19 protein-coding genes are annotated in these 20,509 nt (G+C 67.7%); 8 read left to right on the plus strand and 11 right to left on the minus strand.

The window, feature by feature from the left end; genetic code table 11:
- Positions 1-29 precede the first annotated feature (29 nt).
- Both FA90_RS02990 and FA90_RS02995 read left to right on the plus strand, forming a co-directional pair.
- Complete coding sequence (locus FA90_RS02990) at positions 30-575, plus strand: YaeQ family protein (RefSeq protein ID WP_036165799.1); 546 nt, start codon at positions 30-32, stop codon at positions 573-575.
- 31 nt (positions 576-606) lie between these two features.
- The gene (locus FA90_RS02995) at positions 607-1,068 is read left to right on the plus strand and encodes a copper chaperone PCu(A)C (RefSeq protein WP_036165802.1); all 462 of its coding nucleotides are present in this window, start codon (positions 607-609) and stop codon (positions 1,066-1,068) included.
- Between the two features lie 6 nt (positions 1,069-1,074).
- On the opposite strand, the gene FA90_RS03000 is transcribed toward FA90_RS02995, so the two are convergent.
- The gene (locus FA90_RS03000; RefSeq protein WP_036165804.1) at positions 1,075-1,845 is read right to left on the minus strand and encodes a head GIN domain-containing protein; all 771 of its coding nucleotides are present in this window, start codon (positions 1,843-1,845) and stop codon (positions 1,075-1,077) included.
- Positions 1,846-2,136: 291 nt separating this feature from the next.
- Here FA90_RS03000 and FA90_RS03005 point away from each other — a divergent pair, with 291 nt between their 5' ends.
- Both FA90_RS03005 and FA90_RS03010 read left to right on the plus strand, forming a co-directional pair.
- Entirely contained in the window at positions 2,137-3,279 is a 1,143-nt protein-coding gene (locus FA90_RS03005) for a PEP-CTERM sorting domain-containing protein (RefSeq protein ID WP_036165807.1), read from the plus strand.
- A 159-nt stretch (positions 3,280-3,438) separates the two neighbouring features.
- Positions 3,439-4,560: a type IV pilus twitching motility protein PilT gene (locus FA90_RS03010; protein WP_036173849.1), complete on the plus strand. Its 1,122-nt coding sequence runs from the start codon at positions 3,439-3,441 to the stop codon at positions 4,558-4,560.
- A 95-nt stretch (positions 4,561-4,655) separates the two neighbouring features.
- On the opposite strand, the gene FA90_RS24745 is transcribed toward FA90_RS03010, so the two are convergent.
- From FA90_RS24745 to FA90_RS03030, 4 genes are all read right to left on the minus strand, one after another.
- Positions 4,656-5,636, minus strand: coding sequence for a phytanoyl-CoA dioxygenase family protein (locus FA90_RS24745; protein WP_051971358.1), 981 nt, complete (start codon positions 5,634-5,636; stop codon positions 4,656-4,658).
- Between the two features lie 275 nt (positions 5,637-5,911).
- On the minus strand, positions 5,912-6,364 hold the full coding sequence (locus FA90_RS24750) for a transglutaminase N-terminal domain-containing protein (RefSeq protein WP_051971359.1): 453 nt from the start codon (positions 6,362-6,364) through the stop codon (positions 5,912-5,914).
- 1 nt (position 6,365) lies between these two features.
- Positions 6,366-7,331, minus strand: a complete 966-nt coding sequence (locus FA90_RS03025) for an alpha-E domain-containing protein (RefSeq protein WP_036165811.1) — start codon at positions 7,329-7,331, stop codon at positions 6,366-6,368.
- A 13-nt stretch (positions 7,332-7,344) separates the two neighbouring features.
- Positions 7,345-8,766 (minus strand): circularly permuted type 2 ATP-grasp protein, encoded by a 1,422-nt coding sequence (locus tag FA90_RS03030; RefSeq protein ID WP_036165814.1) that lies wholly within the window; start codon positions 8,764-8,766, stop codon positions 7,345-7,347.
- Positions 8,767-9,038: 272 nt separating this feature from the next.
- On the opposite strand from FA90_RS03030, the gene FA90_RS03035 reads away from it, so the two are divergent.
- On the plus strand, positions 9,039-9,803 hold the full coding sequence (locus tag FA90_RS03035) for a hypothetical protein (RefSeq protein WP_156116561.1): 765 nt from the start codon (positions 9,039-9,041) through the stop codon (positions 9,801-9,803).
- Here FA90_RS03035 and FA90_RS03040 read toward each other — a convergent pair.
- From FA90_RS03040 to FA90_RS03065, 6 genes are all read right to left on the minus strand, one after another.
- Positions 9,772-11,091 carry a cytochrome c gene (locus FA90_RS03040; RefSeq protein WP_081933600.1) on the minus strand — a complete coding sequence of 440 codons (1,320 nt, stop codon included), beginning with the start codon at positions 11,089-11,091 and terminating at the stop codon, positions 9,772-9,774. The two genes, FA90_RS03035 and FA90_RS03040, sit on opposite strands and share 32 nt — an antisense overlap.
- Complete coding sequence (locus tag FA90_RS03045) at positions 11,088-11,828, minus strand: c-type cytochrome (RefSeq protein WP_081933601.1); 741 nt, start codon at positions 11,826-11,828, stop codon at positions 11,088-11,090. The genes FA90_RS03040 and FA90_RS03045 overlap by 4 nt, the downstream gene beginning before the upstream one ends.
- Positions 11,829-11,883: 55 nt before the next feature.
- Positions 11,884-12,318, minus strand: a complete 435-nt coding sequence (locus FA90_RS03050; RefSeq protein WP_051972085.1) for a phosphate-starvation-inducible PsiE family protein — start codon at positions 12,316-12,318, stop codon at positions 11,884-11,886.
- Positions 12,319-12,468: 150 nt separating this feature from the next.
- Positions 12,469-12,933, minus strand: a complete 465-nt coding sequence (locus FA90_RS03055) for a cytochrome c family protein (protein ID WP_051972086.1) — start codon at positions 12,931-12,933, stop codon at positions 12,469-12,471.
- 84 nt (positions 12,934-13,017) lie between these two features.
- Positions 13,018-13,686, minus strand: a complete 669-nt coding sequence (locus tag FA90_RS03060; protein ID WP_051971360.1) for a 3'-5' exonuclease — start codon at positions 13,684-13,686, stop codon at positions 13,018-13,020.
- Positions 13,687-13,691: 5 nt separating this feature from the next.
- Positions 13,692-14,123, minus strand: a complete 432-nt coding sequence (locus tag FA90_RS03065) for a ProQ/FINO family protein (RefSeq protein ID WP_051972087.1) — start codon at positions 14,121-14,123, stop codon at positions 13,692-13,694.
- A gap of 769 nt (positions 14,124-14,892) precedes the next feature.
- Between FA90_RS03065 and rpoD the strand changes: the two genes are divergently transcribed.
- The 3 genes from rpoD to FA90_RS03080 all read left to right on the plus strand — a co-directional run bounded on the left by rpoD (position 14,893) and on the right by FA90_RS03080 (position 20,502).
- Entirely contained in the window at positions 14,893-17,703 is a 2,811-nt protein-coding gene (gene rpoD / locus FA90_RS03070) for an RNA polymerase sigma factor RpoD (RefSeq protein WP_036165819.1), read from the plus strand.
- A 276-nt stretch (positions 17,704-17,979) separates the two neighbouring features.
- Positions 17,980-18,708, plus strand: coding sequence for a gluconate 2-dehydrogenase subunit 3 family protein (locus FA90_RS03075; protein WP_036165821.1), 729 nt, complete (start codon positions 17,980-17,982; stop codon positions 18,706-18,708).
- 18 nt (positions 18,709-18,726) lie between these two features.
- Positions 18,727-20,502: a GMC family oxidoreductase gene (locus FA90_RS03080; protein WP_036165824.1), complete on the plus strand. Its 1,776-nt coding sequence runs from the start codon at positions 18,727-18,729 to the stop codon at positions 20,500-20,502.
- The last annotated feature ends 7 nt before the right edge of the window (positions 20,503-20,509 follow it).

The raw sequence follows: 20,509 nt of genomic DNA on the forward strand, positions 1-20,509 counted from the left end.
CTCTGACTCTCGAAAGCAGGCAATACCAGATGGCACTGAAGGCAACGATCTACAAGGCAGACCTCAGCATTGCGGACATGGATCGCAATTACTACCAGGAGCACGCGCTCACCATCGCGCGCCATCCTTCGGAAACCGACGAGCGCGTGATGATCCGCGTGCTCGCCTTCGCCCTGAACGCCGACCCGGCGCTGGCCTACGGCAAGGACCTGTTCGACGTCGAGGAACCGGCCCTGTGGCTGAAGGACCTGACCGGCGCGATTCAAACCTGGATCGAAGTCGGCCAGCCCGAAGAACGCCGCCTCATGAAGGCCAGCGGCCGCGCCGAGCACGTGATCGTGTACAGCTACAGCGCTACCAGCCACATCTGGTTCAAGGGCATCGCCAAGCAGATCGATCGCGCCCGCAACATCAGCATCGTCAACATCCCGGCGGAGACCAGCGCCCAGCTGGAAAAAATGGCCAAGCGTAACATGCAGCTGCAGTGCACGATCCAGGACGGCCAGGTCTGGCTGACCGATGGCGAGACCACCGTGCAGGTCGAGCGTGACACGCTGCTGGCGGAACGCCGATAATCCCAGCGTCGCTCATTTCCTCAGGCAGATCATGTCCAAACCGCTTTACACTCCGATCCGCAATCTCGTGCTGGCGCTGGCCGGCTTGTGCGCAGCCCCGCTCGCGCTGGCCCAGGTCAGCGTCGGCGCGCCCTGGATCCGCGCCACCGTCCCGGCCCAGAAGACCGCCGGCGCCTTCATGCAGATCAAGTCCGTCAAGGCGGCGCGCCTGGTCGGGGTCAGCACCCCGGTGGCCGGCCGCGCCGAACTGCACCAGATGTCGATGGACGGCCAGACCATGCGCATGCACGCGGTCGACGGCGTCGACCTGCCGGCCAACCAGCCGGTCGACCTGGCCGCCGGCGGCTATCACATCATGCTGTTCGACCTGCAGCGCCAGCTGAAGGACGGCGACCAGGTGCCGTTGACGCTGCGCGTCGTCGATGCCGGCGGCAAGCCCGAAAACGTCACCGTGCAGGTGCCGGTCAAGCCGATCGGCTACGTCGCCCGCTAAAGCGGCTCAACCCGGCGTCGCGCCCAGCCGGCGCACGCTGCCCGACCCCATCATCGACCTGGCCACGCGCGGGTCGCCGTAGTAGCCGATGCTGCCCGAGCCCATCACGGTGGTGCTCAGGCTGTCGCGCACCCACACGGTGGCGTCGCCGGAGCCGGCGATGGTGACGTTGGCGCTTTCCGTGCGCACGCGCGCGAGGTCGATGTCGCCCGAACCGCCGACCGAGATCGACACCGTGCGCGCCGTGCCGCCCTCGACGCGCAGGTTGCCGCTGCCGCCGACACCGACCACGATCCGTTCGGCGTCGACCTTGCCGACCCGGATCGTGCCGGTCCCGCCGATGTCGAACCGTACCCGTGCGCCGTCCATGCGGTCGACGTCAATGTCGCCCGAGCCCGCCAGCGCAAGCCGGTCGAGCTGGCGCACCGTCACCAGCACGCGCAGCTTGTACGTACGGATGCTGACCGCATGGCGGGTGCGGATCTGCAGCGTGCCGTCTTCGACCGCGGTCTCGATCAGCGCCAGCAGGTTGTCGTCGGCCTCGACCACGATACTGTCGCGCTCGCCGCGGCGCACCTCGACCTTGCCGGCCAGCGCCATCGCCACCCCGGTGAAGTGGCCGGCGTCGCGCGCCTGCCGCGTGATGTTGCCGCTGCCCTCGACCTGCTGGTAACGCTCCCCGGCGAAGGCGCCGCCGTACTTGGCACTGGCGCCGGCGGCGAGGGCACCGAGCAGGAAGGTGCGGCGCTTGAAGGAATGAGGCGTGGTCGTTCGCATGGCAGGTTCCTTGTGGTGAGGGTGGATGGGGGCATCCTAGCGCCTGCGGCCCAGGCGGGCAGCGGCCATGCGACGAAATGCAGCCGGGGCAGGACAGGCTGCGTCGGGCATGTCGGCATCCCTTGACTTTTGGTTTCCGGCATTTTTACAACGTATTGACGCTATATTGTCCAGAAAGTTAGATTTACTGCTGGAAATGATGATATTCTGTAGGCGCTCTCCTACTTCGACCTCGTCATGGACAATCGCACCGCTCATATCCGTCAGATTCGTGCTACTCAGCGTTTCAAAATGCGTTTGGCCGGCGTGGCGATGCTCGGTGTCGTCATTTCCTTGGCGGGCGTGCTGGCGGGACATCAGGTGGCGCTGCAGTTCCCGGCGGTAACTTCCACGCCGGACAGCGCGCCGGCGCTGACGGCCGGCCGCGCCGTCGCCACGAGCACGGCGCCGGCGCAGGCGCCGGCAAGCCAGTCCAAGGCGCGCCGCGTGTATCCGTTTTCGATCGTGCCCGGCGGCGTGCTCGATCGCGCCGAGCTGGCGCATGTGATCGCGCGCGACAAGGTGGCGGCGGCGCACTATGCCGGCTTCCAGGCCGACCAGGCCAAGGTGGTCACGGTCGCCAAGGCGCGCGCCGTCTATGTGTCCTACCGCAAGAACGGCCAGGTGTACTGGACGTCGAAGAAAGTCATGCTGGCCGAAGGCGAGACCCTGCTGTCCGACGGCGCCAGCGAAATCCGCACGCGCTGCGGCAATCGCGTCTCCGAGGAGCGCCGCCTGCCGGTGGCGGCCGACGAGCCGGCGCCGGAAGTGCTCGACACCGCGATGGAAGCCGGCGACGACGAAGGCGGCGCCCAGCCGGCCAGCATGGCGCTGGGCGACGACGGCGCCGGCCCCGGCGGCATCGGCGCGATCCGCACCCCGGTGACCTTCGCCAACGGCAGCGCCCTGGTGCAGGCCGGCCCTGAGCGTACCTCCGCGCCGGCCACGCCGCTCGGCACGTCCGGCCTGCCGCGCACCTACAACGGCAAGCCCACGACGATCGCCGCGCCGCAGGCCGCCCAGGTCAAGCCGGTGCCGGTTTCCGGGATCGACCGCGCCAGCGGCGGGGTCGCGGTGGGGGCCCGGGGAAGCGGCGGCACCGGCACGCGCACGGCCGCCACCAGCGCCAGCGTCGACCCGGCGCCCGCCGATTCGACCAATCCGCTCGCCGGCACCGCCCCGGTGCTCGGCTCGATCGACCTCCCGCCGCCTTCGGGCACGCCCGAACTGCCGCCACTGACGGACACGCTGGCGCCGGTCCCGGCCGCGCCGCTCGCGCCGGCCCAGCCGGGCGCCGACACCGCCAACGTCCCCGAGCCGGGCAGCCTGTGGCTGAGCGGCATCGCGCTGGCGGCACTGGCAACCCTGCGCCGCAAGACGCGCCAGCCGCGCTGAGCCTCCCTCGCGCGCCGGCGCACGCCCGCGGCGCGGGTGTGGCGGCGAGTGCACGGCCGATCTTGATTGCCGAAAAAATCTCTTTCCGAATGGAACTTTTCGGGCATGCTGGTTTTATAATTCCTGCATCGACCGATTCCAATTGCACAAGCCAGCATGATCGAACACCACCAGTCCTCGCAGATTCCCACCCTGTCGTACATCGAGAACGAAGACCACCCGGTGTTCGGCACCCTGGTCGAGCAGATCCTGCACCTGCTGAATTCGAAACTGGTGTTCTCGGACGTCATCATCCACCAGAACAGCCCGCTGATGCTGCGCCAGCCGAAGGGCCTGGTGGCGGTCACCGATTCGCCGATCACCAAGGAAGAGCTGGAAGAATTCTTCGACGTCATCGAGCCGAACTGGGCCGAGCGCATCCAGGAACGCGCGTTCGACCGCTCGATCGACCTGCACACCGCGCGCATCCGCGCCAACTGCTTCAGCTTCCAGGGCAAGAAGCGCCTGGGCTGCGTGATCCGCCGCTTCCCGAAGGAGCCGCTGGCGCTGGGCGAACTCGGACTGCACCTTGACGAGCAGGAATTCGCGCGCCTGACCTCCGGCCTGGTGCTGATCATCGGCGACACCTGCCAGGGCAAGTCGACCACGATCGCCTCCATCCTCGACGAGATCAACCGCCAGCGCTCGGGCCACATCATCACCATCGAAGACCCGGTCGAGACCCTGATCCCGCAGCGCAAGTGCATCATCACCCAGCGCGAAGTCGGGGCCGATGCCGACGTCGGCAGCTACTACCTGGGTGCGCTGGACGCCTTGCGCGAACGGCCCGACGTGATCGTGATCGGCGAGATCCGCGACGCCCAGACCGCCCAGGAAGCGCTGGCGCTGGCCGAGAGCGGCCCGCTGGTGCTGGCCACGCTGCACGCGCGCTCGACCGAGCTGGGCCTGCAGAAGATGCTGCGCCTGCTGGGCAACTCGGGCGCGCAGAACCAGGCGCTGGCGCACGCGCTGCGCGGCGTGCTGTGCCAGGCGCTGCTGCCGTCCAGGCAGGGCAACCGCTACCACCTCGCGACCGAATGCCTGTCGGTCAGCCCGGCCGTGGCCGGCATGATCGAGGAGGGCGACCTGGGCGCGATCCGCGCCCACATGAACCTCGGGCGCACACCCGGCTGCCACACCATGAACAGCGTGCTGGAAGGCCTGCTGGCTTCGCACAAGGTGGGTGTGGACGACGCGCGTGCGGCGACCACGGACCGGATCGGGTTTGCGGAGATGGTGTAGGCCGGCTGAGCTGTGCAGGCCGCCGCCATGCGAAGACGTTGGGAACGGATGCGGCTTTTCCGCCAATAGCGACGCAGCGGCTTGCCGCGATCGGTTCAGGCGACGGGCGTCGGTTCGCGCAGCGGTTCGTCGCTCGTCTGCGTGGCGACGGCGGGGGCGGGCGCCGGCGCCGCCTCCTCGGTGATCATCAGGCGGTTGATGTGGCGGTCGAACTGGCCGGCCTGGCGGCATTGCACCGGCGCGTATTCGTACAGGAAGCAGGGCAGCAGCGCGTACTGGATGCCGAGCAGCAGGCGCGGCTTGCGCAGCGGCGCGGCGCCTTTGTGGATGCCCTTGGTGTCGATCAGGAAGCCGGTGCCGGCTTCGCCCTCGATCGACGTGACGCTCGCGTACTTGCGCGCGACCTCGGCGTCGGCATAGGGCCGCAGGCGCATCGGCATGCGCTCGCGGTGGCTGCCTTCGACGTAGACGTGGGGCCCGCAGTCGCTGTCGACGTCGGTCAGGTAGATCAGCAGCTTGGTGCTGCCCGGCTCCGAATCGCGGTGGAAGCGCTGCACGGTGTCGGCCGCCGTGCCGGCGCGCGCGGCTTGCGGGAACGACCAGCGCAAGCCGAGGCTGACGATGGTCGGTGTGAAGCCGAGGTAGTCGCTCACCAGGCCGATGACGGCGGGATCGTTGGCGATCTGCAGCAGGTGCGGGCAAGCGACGATGGTCTCGAGCGGGTAGTCGCCCAGGCTCGCTTCCTGCGGTACCTCGCCCAGGCGGAAGCGCCGGCCGCTCCCGCGCGCATCGACCATGACCTTGTCGTCCAGGTAGCGCAGCATGTCGTCGCATTGCGCCCGCGACAGCAAGGGTCCGAGCCGCAGGCAGCCGGCCGCGCGCAAGCCGGCGGCCGGGTGGCGCGCACCCTGCGCGGGCGGGTGCGCGGCGCCGCGGTGGACGCGCAACGCGGCCACCAGGACCCGATGGCCGATATGGCGCAGGGTCCGGCTGGTGACGATCCGATGGAGGTAGTAAAGCGCGAGCCTGAGCCGGGTGGCGGCGGAACCGCGGCGAAACGATGCATAGGTTTGCATGATGACCCCCGAATGACTGAAAGCGAGCCGCCACGCGACCGGCATCCGAGTTTAATTCAGTTCAGCAACTTTTCCTATCTGCATCTTTGTCTAATTGTCAGAATTTTGTATCCATCTCAAACGAACGTGCATGCATCCTGCATGACCGTTGCCGGATGCTGCTGCGCAGCGCGTTGAAGTACCGGTTCGGCTCGTCGATGGTGACGAAGCGCGTCACCGCAACGCTGCCTTCGTCGAAGCCGCCGCCGAATTCGGCCTGCCGGGCGTGGTTTGACTTACTGTTGCGTTACCACCAAGGGCATCACCAGCGCCTCGACGCGCATGGTCTCCTCGCCGCTGCCGCTGCCGCTGCCGCGCCGCATGCCGCGCACCGGCGCCGCCGATTCGTAGTCGCGCCCGATCGCCAGGCGGCAGCAGGCATCGGTCATCGGGCGGATCAGCGGCGACAGGTGCTCCGGCAGCTGCAGCCGCCCCCGTCGCAGGGGGATGGTGCTGACTACGCCTTCGACCAGGATGCGCACCGCGTCGTGCGCTTCGCTCAGGGTCAGCATGTGCGAAACGTTGCCGTAGGCGTCGCCGTAGGGCGCGCAATGGCCCGGCGCCGCGATCTTCCAGGACAGCACCTGCTGTTGCGGCCCGGCGCGCGGCGTCGGGTGCCGCTGCTCGATGCTGTAGGCTTGCGGCTGGGTATGGCGGTACAGGGTTTCGTGGCGGATCGACAGGTGCATCTCAGGCGCCCAGGGGCACGAGGAAATCGCGGCTGATGCCGTTGCCGAGCGCGTAGACGTTCTTCATGAAGCGGTCCAGCGTGGCGTCCAGCCCGGCCTCCAGGACGTCTTCGATGCGCGCGAATTGCAGTTCGGCGTGCATCTTGCCGGCCAGGCGCTCGGTCTCGGACGAGACGTCGTTGCGCACCGCCTTCAGGTTCGCGACCACCTGCTCCATGCAGGCCAGCAGCGAGCGCGGCATGTCGGCGCGCAGCATCAGCAGTTCGGCCACGCGCGCCGGGGTGATCGAGTCGCGGTAGACCTTGCGGTAGATTTCGAAGCCGGCCACGGAGCGCAGCAGCGCGGCCCAGTAGTAGAACTCGCGCTGGGTCAGCACGTCGTGGTCGTCTGACGAAGGGGCGGCGCCTCTGGTGCGGTGGTACTTCACGTCGAGCAGGCGCGCGGTGCTGTCGGCGCGCTCCAGGAAGGTGCCGAGCTGGATGAAGTACAAGGCCGCGTCGTTGAGCATGGTGCCGAGCGTGACCCCCCGCGCCAGGTGGCAGCGGTGCTTGACCCATTCGAAGAAGGCGCCGGGGTCGGCGCTCGCATCCATGCCGCCGCGCACGCGCTCGGGCAGTTCGAGCCAGGTGGCGTTCTGCGTCTCCCAGAGTTCGGTGGTCAGCACCCCGCGTACCGCGCGCGCGTTCTCGCGCGCGGCGGTCAGGCAGGCCACGATCGACGAGGGGTTGGACGGATCGCGCACCATGAAGTCGAGCACGTTCTCGACATCGAGCGCGCCGTGGCGCGCGTCGAAGGCGTCCTGCAGCTCGGAGATGCCGAGCATGGCGCGCCAGGCCTGCTCGGTCTCGAGCCTGGACTGCGGCAGCATCGAGGTCTGCAGCGCGACGTCGAGCATGCGCGCGGTGTTCTCGGCGCGCTCGGTGTAGCGCGCCATCCAGTACAGGTGGTCGGCGGTGCGGCTCAGCATGTCGTGTGCTTCCTCATTCTTCCAGAATCCAGGTGTCCTTGGTGCCGCCGCCCTGCGACGAGTTCACCACCAGCGAGCCTTCGCGCAGCGCCACGCGCGTCAGGCCGCCGGGCACCATCGAGATCGTCTTGCCCGACAGGACGAACGGGCGCAGGTCGATGTGGCGCGGCGCGATGCCGTTCTCGACGTAGGTCGGGCAGGCCGACAGGGCCAGTGTCGGCTGGGCGATGTAGCCGTCCGGTCTGGCGATCAGCCTGCGGCGGAAATCCTCGATCTGCGCGCGGCTCGCGCTCGGGCCGATCAGCATGCCGTAGCCGCCGGCGCCGTGCACTTCCTTGACCACCAGCTGTTCCAGGTGGGCCAGCGTGTAGGCCAGGTCGGCGGGCTTCCTGCACTGCCAGGTCGGCACGTTGTTCAGCAGCGCTTCCTCGCTCAGGTAGAAACGGATCATGTCCGGCACGTAGGGGTAGATCGACTTGTCGTCGGCCACGCCGGTGCCGATCGCGTTGGCCAGCGTCACGCGTCCGGCGCGGTACACCGACAGCAGGCCGGGCACGCCCAGCGTCGAATCCGAGCGGAACGCGAGCGGGTCGAGGAAGTCGTCGTCCAGGCGCCGGTAGATCACGTCGACGCGGCGCGGGCCGCGGATGGTGCGCATCCACACCGCGTTGGCGTTGACGAACAGGTCCTTGCCCTCGACCAGCTCGACGCCCATCTGCTGGGCCAGGAAGGCGTGCTCGAAGTAGGCCGAGTTGTACATCCCCGGCGTGAGCACGACCACGGTGGGGTCGTCGACGCCTTGCGGGGCCACGCTGCGCAAATTGTCGAGCAACAGGTCCGGGTAGTGGTCGACCGGCGCGATGCGGTGGCGCGCGAACAGTTCCGGGAACAGGCGCATCATCATCTTGCGGTCTTCCAGCATGTACGACACGCCGGACGGCACGCGCAGGTTGTCTTCCAGGACGTAGAACTCGCCCTGGCCGGCGCGCACGATGTCGACCCCGGCGATGTGGGCGTAGATGTCGCTGGCCACGGTGATGCCCTGCATCTCCGGGCGGTATTGGGCGTTCTGGTAGATCTGCCGGGCCGGGATGATGCCGGCCTTGACGATGTGCTGGTCGTGGTAGATGTCGTGCACGAACATGTTGAGCGCCTTGACCCGCTGCACCAGGCCGGCCTGCAGCGCGCTCCACTCGTGCGCCGGGATGATGCGCGGGATGGTGTCGAACGGGATCAGGCGCTCGGTGCCGGCGTCGTCGCCGTACACGGCAAAGGTGATGCCGACGCGGCGGAACGCCAGGTCGGCTTCCAGGCGCTTGCGTTCGATGCGCTGCGGGTTCTGGCCGCGCAGCCAGGCCTCGAACTCGCGGTAGTGCTCGCGCGTCGCCCCACCTGCCGTACCGCCGCTCGTCATCTCGTTGAAGAAGTCCCGCATGCCGCCACCCCCGTATCTTTTTATATGATCAACATACAAGAAGCATGCCAAACCAATCCGGCGCGAAATGCCCTACGCTGGTGCGCGCCGGCCTGCATGGGTGCGGGGCGGGGTGCGGCGCGCACCCGCGCGTGGCACGGCCGGCGCCGCATGCCGTGCGCCGCAGCCGGGCCATCGACAAACTGCCCGGCAAGGCGTCGAATCGTGCTAGCCTGATTGCCGCATGCGTCGCTGCTCGTTTCGCTTCAGCCGATAGAAAGGGACCATACAATATGCATCGTTTGCGCCATGTGCTTGCCGTCCTGCTGGCCTGGTCGCCGCTGGCGGCGGGCGCCGCCCAGGAGGCGACGCCGGACACCGGCCGCGTCGAAGTCAGCAGCACGCGCGACCCCGAACTGCGTTCCTATACGCAGATGCTGAAAGGCTTGCAGGCCTATCGCGACAAGCATGCGCTGGCGCCGGACTCCGAGATGTATTTCATCCTGATCCCGAAGTCGAAACAGGTCGGGATGCAGGGTCTCAAGATGCGCCTGGCCAGCGACGACGATTCGATCGACATCCCGGTCGACGCGGGCGGCAGGTTCAAGCTGCCCCTGGTCGAACAGAAGCGCGACGGCGAATACGACCTGATCCTGGACCGGCCGAAAGGGCTTTTCAGGATCAAGCCTTATGTGAAAAGCGCCCAGCTGCCGCCCGACACCAAGCGCCTGGGGGATCTCAGGCTCGAATGCAAGGTGCGCTGGGCCATCGAAAAGCAGGAAGTGACCCGGGTGTTCCTCACCTATGTGAACCTGGTAGGCACCGGCGATCCATGCACGTCGCGTGCGGTGTCCGTCATGTTCCTTGCGCCGCTTGGCATCGACGCGGTGACGCTCGATACGCCCGGGCGCACCATCGCGCTCAAGGTGCGCGACTACGAAAATTATGCGCTGCCCTTGTGGGACGCCAGCCTGGCCGACGATAGCCCGGTCCGCTACACGAGCGGCGCGGCGCCGTCCGGCAACGTCAATCCGGCGGCACCGCCCGGTTCGCGTTGACCTCGCTCGGCGTCACGGCGCGCGCCGCGTTGCCCCAGCTGGCGCGCACGTAGCTGATGACGGCGGCGGCCTCTTCGTCGTCGAGCAGCGTGCTGAATGGCGGCATGCCATAGGGGCGCGGATTGCCGGCGGTGGCCGGCGCGAAGCCGCCGTTCAGGACAATGCGGATGGCGTTGACCGGTTCCGCCGCGCTCACGACGCGGTTGCCGGCCAGCGGCGGATAGATCGTCTGGCCGTCGCCCTCGACGCCGCCGCCGTCCTTGCCGTGGCAGTCGGCGCAGTGCCGGGCATACAGCCGTTCGCCACCCTTCATGAGCGCATCCGGCGCGGCGGCGGCCGGCGCGGTTGCCGCGTGCCGGCCGGGCGGCGCCGGCAGCGATCTCAGGTAGACGGCGATGGCCCGCAGGTCGGGCTCGGAAAGGTGCTGCAGGCTTTGCCCGACCACCTCGGCCATCGGTCCGAACACGGCATGCCGGGGCGCGACGCCGCTGCGCAGCAGCTGGACCAGGTCGGCCTCGATCCATTGGTCCGGGCCGGCTGGGCCGCCAGTGGTCAAGGCCGGCGCATACCAGCCGCTGCCGGCCATCAGGCCGCCATCCAGGACAGCGCTGGACGCGCCCATGGCGTTGCGCGCGCTGTGGCAAGCGCCGCAATGGCCCAGGCCCTCGACCAGGTAGGCGCCGCGGTTCCACACGTCCGCGCGCGCGGGCGCGGGCGCCGAAGTGGGCGACAGCGCGGGCGCATACACGCCGGGCGTGAAGTACAGCAGGCGCCAGGCGGCCAGCGCCGCCTGCAGCTTGTAGGGAAAGCCGAGCGCGTGCGGCGCGTTCGGCCGGCGCACGGATTTCAAACTGCGCAGGTAGGCGAACAGCGCGTCGCTGTCTGCGCGCGTGACCCGCGTGTAATTCGGGTAGGGGAAGGCCGGGTACAGCAGGCGCCCGCCCGGCGCGATGCCGTTGTGCAGCGCATTCCAGAAGTCGTCCGCGCTCCAGGCGCCGATGCCGGTGGCGCGGTCGGGCGTGATGTTGGGCGCGACCAGGCGTCCGAACGGCGTGTCCAGGGCGCGCCCGCCGGCATAGGCTGCACCGCCGCGCGCCGTGTGGCAGCCCACGCAGCCGCCGGCGCGCGCGAGGTAGGCGCCGCGTGCGATGTTGTCCGGCGTGGCTGCCCAGTCGGCGCGCGAGCTGGACGGGATCATTTGCATGCGCGGCCAGGCCAGCGCGATCGCCCCGGCCGCACAGGCCGTCGCCGCCAGCAGCGCCAGCCGGGCCATGCGCGCCATGCTCATGCGCCCTCCGCCACGCTGCCGCAGGCCAGCGGCAAGGGCCGCCCCACTGTCGGCGCCGGGGTTGGATCCGCCGGCTGCGGTTCGCTCGCCAGCCATGCCGAGATCGCGCTCACGTCCGACAGGCTCAGGCGAGTGGCGATCTGCGCCATGCAATCGGGCGCCTGGGCGCGGCGCGTGCCGTTGCGCCAGGCGCCGAACTGGGCGTTGATGTAGTCGCGCGGCAGGCCAACCAGGCCGGGCACCGCGGGCAGGGCGCCGCTCAGGCGTTCGCCGTGGCAGGCGATGCAGGCCGGCACACGCAGCGCCGGGTCGCCGCGCGTGACCAGCTGGCGCCCGCGCGCCAGCTCGCCAGTAGGCAGGCCGGCGCGCTCCAGCACCGGGCTCGGGAGGTGCTGGGCGGCGAACCAGTCGGCGATTTCGTGCAGGTAGTCATCGGACAGCGGCGTCACCATCCAGGTCATCAAGGGGTACTGGCGGCGGCCGGCGCGGAAGTTCTGCAGCTGGTTGTAGAGGTAGCCGGCCGGTTTGCCGGCGATGCGCGGGTAGTAGCGGCGTTCGGCGGTGCCGTTGCCGTGGCAGGACAGGCAGGGCGCCAGGCGCTGGGCCATGCTGTCGGGGACGCGGCGCAGGTCCGGTTTCGAAGAAATGGACTGCGAAGGCGCGGCCCGTGGAGCCAGCCCCGCCAGCAGGCAGATGGCAAGCGAGCAGGCGGCAAGAACGGGGATCGGACCTCGCATGGCGCTCCAGTGAGTGACGGTCGAGCTCAGCTACGACGCATCATACCGCGTGGTGTCAGGCGCCGGCGCCGCCGTCGTGTTCGCGCACCAGCCGGTACACGATGCCGAGCGCCAGCAGCGCCCCGGCCAGTGCGGCGATCTTGCCGGGGCTGGTGTCGGCGTCGAGGATGACGAACTTGCGCGCCAGCGCGAGCAGGGCGATCAGGATCACGGTCTTGACCTGGATGATGCTTTCGCGGCGCAGCGCGACCTTGACGATCGAGTGCTTGAATTCGAGCGCGATCAGGAGCGTCATGATCATGCCGAACACGAGCTGGAAGGCGTCGCTCCGCATCGGATTGAGCGGTTCGTTGATCAGGATCAGCGCCACGATCTCGACCAGCTCGACGACGGCCACGATGATGACCACGGCGATCACGGCGCTGAGGATCAGCGCGACCAGCTGCTCGAAGCGCTCGTAGAAGGTCATCACGCGCCAGTAGCGGCGCATCTCCTCGCGCAGGCGGGCACGCGCCGCGCCGGCGAGGTCCGCCTCGGCCTGCTGGAGGCGCGCGCCGATCGGCTTGTCGTCGTCCATCCTTGCTCCCTGGGCTGCAATCAGTGTAGCAGGGTGGCGCGGCGCGGGCGCGCGTATCGGCGGCTAGCGCGGCGGCGCGCCAGGCGCGGAACCGGCGGGCGGCTGGCCGGCAGGTGGCTGGCCGGCCGAGGGCGACTGGAAGGTGCGCAGGTAGGCCAGCAGCGCGGCGATCTGGCGCACGTCGCCGATGCCCCAGAAGCGCATCGCCGTGCCCGGCACCAGCTTGTCGGGAGCGTGCAGGAAGGCGGCCAGGGTGGTGTCGTTCCAGACGATGCCGGAGGCCTTCATGGCAGCCGAATAGCGGAAGTCGGGCGTGGACCCGGCGCGGCGGCCGAACAGGTCGTTGAGCTGCGGCGCGAAGCCGGCGCGGGCGTTGGGGCCGACCTGGTGGCAGCCGGCGCACTGGGCGAACAGTTTTGCGCCGGTGGCGGCGTCGGTGCCGGAGGGAGAACAGCCGGCCAGCGTCAGGGCAGCCGCGCACAGGGCGGCCCAGGCTGCGCGGCGTGGAAGCGGGTGAAGCGGGTTCATGCCGGCATTATAGGCCTGCACGGCGGGGCGCATGCAGGCTCGCGTAGCGGCGCCCGCCGGCAGCACGCCGGGTCGGCCAGGATTTCAGTCCTGCGGCTCGACGCGCCTGCCGGTGCGTTCAGGCGCGGACGCAGGCGCCTGCCCCGGCTGCACCTGTGTGCGCCAATGGCGATAGATGCGCAGCGCGACGTGGGCGTCGTCGGCCGCGTACAGGATCTGCTTGTCGGAGAGACGCGGCATGGCCCAGTTGGTGGTGGTGATGCGGCGCGATTTTTGCAGGCGCTGGCCGAAGAAGCGCTCGACCGCGGTCTTCGCGCCCCAGGCATTGCGCTCGCCGCGGCGCAGGGCGGTGGCCAGGTCGAGCACGTTGGCGGTGTCGATGCCGAGCTTGGTGCGCAGGCGGCGCACATCGTCGCCCAGGCCGAAGCCGACCTTGAGCACGGCCGGCGATTCCAGAAGAACGCGCAGCGCCGCCAGTGCCGGCGACGCGGCGCCGGCTCCGGCGTCCAGCGCGCCGATCTGGAACAGCCAGGCATGGCGGTCGTCGGCCAGCTGCACCAGGTGCGGGCCGGTCGAGACTTCGCCCTTGCGGAAGGTCGGCTTGGATTCGGTATCGAAGCCGATCGCGTCGGCCTGCGCCATGGCGGCCAGCGCCGCGGCGGCATCCTCGGGCGTGCGCACCATGCGCACCTCGGCCAGGGTCAGGCCCTGGTAGGGCGGCAAGGCGTCGTCCGGCGTCGGCGCGTCGGCCATGCGGTTTAGCGGCGCGAGAACTTGGATGCCAGCTGCTGCAGCTTGTCCTGGCGCTTGCGTTCGGCTTCGGCCTCGGCGGCGGCGTCGCGCTCGGCCTTCTTGCGGTCGGCTTCCTTCTTGTAGCGCTCCTGCAGCAGCTCCTTGGCGTGCTGGCGGTGGGTGTCGTTGACTTCGGCGCCGGGATTGCCGTCGAGGTCATAGCGCACGGTCGCCTTTTCCATCGCGCGCAGGTAACGCATCGAGCCGGTGTGGATGCCGAGCGCCGCGCGCATGGTCTTGCGGTTCAGGCCGGGCATGCGCGCCAGCACCTGCTTGTCGATGCCGATCGCCAGCGGCAGGCACTCGCGGAATGCCTTGAACTGCTGCTGCAGCTGCTTGAGCAGGGCGCGCGGCGATTGTGCGTCGGCGCCGGGGGCCGCGGCGGGTGCGGCTTGCACGGCGGACGTGTCGGCGCCGCCATCGACCTCGCTGTGTGGCTGCTGATCTTGCGGCTGATCTTTCTGCTGATCTTGCGGCTCGGCGTGCGGCAGGGACTCGCCGGCATCGTTGATTTCAGGAGACTCGGCGACGGAACTGATCGTATTCATTGACTTCATGGTGAGAACGGGAAGCGGAAGGATAGCATGGCAAAGCGGCCATGGGCGGCTCTGCCTTGTAACGTATCATCGTTTGGAACCGTTCTTCCAGGAATTCCTTGCGGAATCGAAAGGCGCGGCCCCTTGAAGTCGTGTATGATCCGCCCCTTTCCTTGCGTCGGGCTTGCGCCGACGCAGACCGGCCGAGGGGTCGGAGGTGGGCAAATGGAGCGCGCAACTGGACCGGGAAGTATGCGGATCCGTTATATCGTTTATCCGATATTTTAATTATCACTGAATCTTTCCTTGGTGCATAATATGCCTGTCTCCTCTATTTCTCCCTTGGAAAATAGATTCAAGCCCGTTGTCTGACGGGCTTTTTTTCGTTCCGACATGCATAGCCGCGATTTCAACCTCTGCCCGTTCCGCCCCAGCCCCCGTCCGAGCGCTCCGCCGCCAGGAGCGTCGCCGCTGGAGTCTGGTCGGTGCCGCTTGATTTCCGGCCGGTCCGCCCCTAGTTAGGCCCCTTAGTTCAGCCTATTACTTATTGCGCCGCATTGGCCTGCCGAGCAGGCCAGGTGGCTTATTGACTTCGCAGGCGCGCACTTCGCCTCGACTGGAGAAAAGTTACATGAAAAACACCGCCAAGACTCTGACACTGACAGCGAAGAAGGCGCCGGCGAAAAGCACGGCACAGCTGTCGGTGCCGAAAACCGCGACCTCCTACTTTCTCGAAACGGAAGCGGCGGCCAAGGTGACGGTGGTCAAGACGCGTTCCCGTCTGGCGTCGCTGAAAGCGGTCCAGGCCGAGCAGGACATGGGCGCGGATGCCCCGGCCGCCGCGGTCCAGGCCGAGGCGGAGCAACTTCAGTCGGCGGACTTCGACCAGGCCGCCGCCTCGGGCGCCGCCGCTGCCGAGCAATTGGCCGAAGCGGCCAGCGCCGACGACAGCGCACCCGCAGCCGTTGGCTCGGCCGACCTCGCCGCAGTTGACGCGCCGTCTGCCGCTGCCCCGGCCGTCGCTGCCGTCGCCGGCGACGACGATTTCATCCCGACGCCCGCAACGCCGGCCGCGCCGCCGGTGATCGTGCGCAAGCGCACCTCGAAGCTGGCTGCGCTGAAAGCCGCCGCCGAACCGAGCCCGGCCGCAGAACCGGCGCCGGCCGCCGAGCCGGTCGCCGCAGTTGCCGCGCCGGCCGCCAGCGCCTCGGACGCCGCTGCCGCTGCCGCCGACGCGCCCGCGCGCGTGGTGCGCACCCGCACGCGCCGCGTCGAGCCGGGCGCCACCGCCGCCTTGCAAGGCGCCGCCCCGGCCGCCGGCACCGGCAGCGTCAGCACCACCACCGACGCCGCCGCGCTGGCCGCGATCGATACTTCCGGCTATCTGCTGCCGCAGGTGAAGGTTCCGGGCCGCCGCGGTCGCAAGCCGAGCGAGTTCGTCCCCGAGAACGACGAGATCGCCGCGCTGAACGCGGTCGAGCGCGCCGAACTGAAGGCCGCTTCCAAGCTGCGCGAGCGCAAGGCCAAGGGCATCGCCGGCATCATGGGCACCGAACAGGGCTTCTCGGGCGAGGAACTGGAAAAGCGCCGCACCCAGCTGAAGAACCTGATCAACATGGGCAAGGAGCGCGGCTACCTGACCCACGCCGAGATCAACGACCACCTGCCGGAAAACATCATCGATCCGGAAGCGATCGAAGGCATCATCGCGACCTTCAACGACATGGGCATCGCGGTGTACGAGCGCGCCCCGGAAGCCGAGATGATGCTGCTGTCGGACGCGGTCGTGACCCCGACCAGCGAAGACGAAGTCGAAGCCGCGGCCGCGACCGCGCTGTCGACCGTGGACTCCGACTTCGGCCGCACCACCGACCCGGTCCGCATGTACATGCGTGAAATGGGCGCGGTGTCGCTGCTGACGCGCGAAGGCGAGATCGCCATCGCCAAGCGCATCGAGGACGGCCTGAAGGACATGGTGCAGGCGATCTCGGCCTGCCCGGTGACGATCTCGGAAATCGTCGCGCTGTCTCACAAGATCGCCAGCGACGAGCTGAAGATCGATGACGTGGTCGACGGCCTGATCGAGCCGGACGAAGGCGCCGCGCCGGCCGCACCGGTGGCTGCGGCTGCTTCGGACGACGAGGACGAGGAAGAGATCGAGGAAGAAGAGGAAGAGGGCGTCGAAGGCGGCGGCAGCGCTGCCGCCGGCTACTCGGCCGAGCAGCTTGCCGCGCTGAAGAAGACCGCGCTGGACAAGTTCGCGATCATCGAGAAGCAGTTCGACAAGATGGGCCATGCGTTCAAGACGCACGGCTACGGCTCGCTGCAGTACATCGCGGCCCAGGACATGATCTCGACCCAGCTGCTGGGCATCCGTTTCACCGCCAAGATCGTCGAGAAGCTGTGCGACACGCTGCGCGGCCAGATGGACGAGGTGCGTTCGATCGAGCGCGCCGTGCTCGACATCTGCGTGAACCGCTGCGGCATGCCGCGCGCCCACTTCATCAAGGTCTTCCCGGGCAACGAGACGGACCTGGAATGGGTGCAGCGCGAAGTCGATTGCGCCTACCCGTACTCGGCGGTGCTGTCGCGTAACGCGCCGGCCATCATGGAACTGCAGCGCCGCATGATCGACCTGCAGGCGCGCGTGGCCCTGCCGCTGGCCGACCTGCGCAAGATCAACAAGCAGATGGCCGCCGGCGAGAAGCGCGCCCGTACCGCGAAGCGCGAGATGACCGTGGCCAACCTGCGCCTGGTGATCTCGATCGCCAAGAAGTACATCAACCGCGGCCTGCAATTCCTCGACCTGATCCAGGAAGGCAATATCGGCCTGTTGAAGGCGGTCGACAAGTTCGAGTACCGCCGCGGCTACAAATTCTCGACCTACGCGACCTGGTGGATCCGCCAGGCGATCACGCGCTCGATCGCCGACATGGCGCGCACGATCCGCGTGCCGGTGCACATGATCGAGACCATCAACAAGATGAACCGCATCTCGCGCCAGATCATGCAGGAAACCGGCAGCGAGCCGGACATGGCGACGCTGGCGACCAAGATGGAGATGCCGGAATCGAAGGTGCGCGAGATCATGAAGATCGCGAAAGAGCCGATTTCGATGGAAACCCCGATGGGCGAGGACGGCGATTCGCAGCTGGGCGACTTCATCGAGGACAATGCGACCCTGGCCCCGCTGGAAGCGGCGATGCACGCCTCGATGCGCGGCGTGATCAAGGAAGTGCTGGACTCGCTGACCCCGCGCGAAGCCAAGGTGCTGCGCATGCGCTACGGCGTCGAGATGAGCAACGACCACACGCTGGAAGAAGTCGGCAAGCAGTTCGACGTCACCCGCGAGCGTATCCGCCAGATCGAAGCCAAGGCGATGAGCAAGCTGCGCCAGCCGTCGCGTTCGGACAAGCTCAAGACCTTCCTGCAGAACCAGTAAACGCGTACCGTCCGTACGGCACGAAGCCACCCGACCGGGTGGCTTTTTTTATGCCTGTAAACATCGCTCCGATCAAAGGAGGCGTTGGTGGTTCACTGTTTTACGCAGGAAATATCTTTGTCAATAGGTGATAACACGCACTTGTTGCGTTGGAACCTTAAATCTTTGTTACCGGTTTGTAACTGGTGCTTTTGACGTTCAGCAATAGCCGTTAGAATCCCGCGTTTCACCGCAAGCTTTCCAAGCGGTAACTTGTATTCACAACGGAGATTTGCTATGTCGGATGATCAACAATCCCCATCGCGCCGGCGCCTGATCAAGAGCCTGATGTTCGTGCCGATGGGCGCGGGCGCGGTCGGCGCCCTGCATGGCGGCCTGAGCCCAGCCGGCGCGGCCGCCACCAACGCCCCCGAAGGCAAGCCGGATCCTTACACCCCGGCTTTCTTCAGCGCGGACGAATGGCGCTTCGTCAACGAGGCCTGCGACCGCCTGATCCCGCACGACCAGCACGGCCCCGGCGCCGTCGAACTCGGCGTGCCCGAGTTCCTCGACCGCCACATGCAGACCCCGTACGCGGCCGGCAGCATCTGGTACATGCAGGGGCCGTTCCTGGAAGCGCCGGCGGAGTTCGGCTACCAGGGCAAGCTGCCGCTGAAGGACATCATCCGGGTCGGCATCAAGCAGTTCGACGCTTACTGCGCCAAGCAATTCGGCGGCAAGCGGTTCGCCGACCTCGACAACAAGCAGCAGGAAACGCTGCTCAAGGATGCCGAAGGCGGCAAGCTCAAGCTCGACGAGATCTCCTCCAAGCTGTTTTTCAGCAACCTGCTGGCCGAAGTCAAGAACGGTTACTTCGCCGATCCCAAGCACGGCGGCAACAAGGGCATGGGCTCGTGGAAGATGATCGGCTACCCCGGCATGCGCGCCGATTACCTCGATTGGGTCGAGGTGCGCGACAAGCCGTACCCGATCGGTCCGGTGGACCTGGCAGGACGCCGCGGATAAACGACAAACAGGAACAACATGAGTATCGTAAAAAGCAAAGTCGACGCCGTGATCGTCGGCGCCGGCTGGACCGGCGCGATCCTGGCCAAGGAACTGACCGACCAGGGATTGACCGTGGTCTGCCTGGAGCGCGGCCCGGACCGCGACACCCAGCCGGACTTCGCCTACCCGCGCGTGGTGGACGAGCTGGAAGGCTCGGTGCACCGCAAGTACCTGCAATCGCTGGGCCAGGAAACCGTCACCATCCGTCACGGCGTGAGCGACACCGCGGTGCCGTATCGCCAGATGGGCTCGTTCAAGCCGGGCACCGGCGTGGGCGGCGCGGGCAGCCACTGGTCGGGGGCGCACTTCCGTCCGCTGCCGGAAGACTTCAAGCTGCGCACCAACATGGAACAGCGCTTCGGCAAGAAGTTCGTGCCGGCCAACATGACCATCCAGGACTTCCCGATCACCTATGACGAGCTGGAGCCGTGCCTGGACCACTTCGAATACGTGTGCGGCACCTCGGGCAAGGCCGGCAACGTCAACGGCCAGATCATCGAGGGCGGCAACCCGTTCGAAGGTGCGCGCAAGCGCGAGTACCCGCTGCCGGCCAACCCGAACTACCTCGGTTCGGAATGGTTCTACAAGGCCGCCAAGGAGATGGGTTACCACGCCTATCCGATCCCCGCATCGAACGCCTCGCGCCCCTACATCAATCCCTACGGCTGCCAGATGGGCCCGTGCAATGCCTGCGGCTTCTGCTCGGACTACGGCTGCCTGAACTACTCGAAAGCCAGCCCGAACGCCAACGTCTGGCCGGTCGTGCGCGGCCGCAAGAACTTCGAGATGCGCACCCACGCGCAGGTGTTGAAGGTCAACCTCGACGCCGACAAGAAAAAGGCGACCGGCGTGACCTACCTGGACGCCCAGGGCCGCGAGACCGAGCAGCCGGCCGACCTGGTGCTGCTGTGCGCCTTCTCGCTATACAACGTGCACCTGATGCTGTTGTCGGGCATCGGCACCCCGTATGACCCGGCGACCAGAACCGGCACCATCGGCCGCAACTACTCGTACCAGAACCTGAACCGCGTCTCGCTGTTCTTCGACGAGACCGTGCAGGCCAACCAGTTCATCGGCATCGGCGGCGCCGGCGCCACCTTCGACGACTTGAACGGCAAGCAGAACGACCCGACCAAGAGCGGCTTCATCGGCGGTGGCATCGTGTGGGCGCGCCAGCCGGGTTCGGGTCCTGTGCGCGGCATCGCGACCGCCCCGGGCGTGCCGAACTGGGGCAGCGACTGGAAGAAGGGCGTCAAGGAAGCCTTCCGCCACTCGTTCTACTACGAAGTGCAGGGCTCCTGCATGTCGTACGAGGATGCGTACCTGAGCCTGGACCCGAACTACAAGGACGCGTTCGGCCGTCCGCTGCTGCGCATGACCTTCGACTGGCACGACAACGAAGTCAAGGCCTCGCAGTACCTGGTCGGCAAGGCCCAGGAGATGAGCAAGGTGCTCAATCCGCTGGCGATGAAGGGCGACGCCAAGAAGGACGGCTCGCACTACAACATCACCCAGTACCAGTCGACCCATACCTGCGGCGGCGCGATCATGGGCAGCGACCCGAAGACCTCGGCGTTGAACAAGTACCTGCAATCGTGGGACGTGTCGAACGTGTTCGCACCGGGCGCCAACGCCTTCCCGCAAAACAACGGCTACAACCCGACCGGCCTGGTGGGCGCGCTCGCCTACTGGTGCGCCAAGGCGATCCGCGAACAATACCTGACCAACCCGGGTCCGCTGGTGCAGGCATAAAGGACGA

It is taken from the genome of Massilia sp. 9096 (assembly GCF_000745265.1).
GTDB lineage: Bacteria > Pseudomonadota > Gammaproteobacteria > Burkholderiales > Burkholderiaceae_D > Telluria.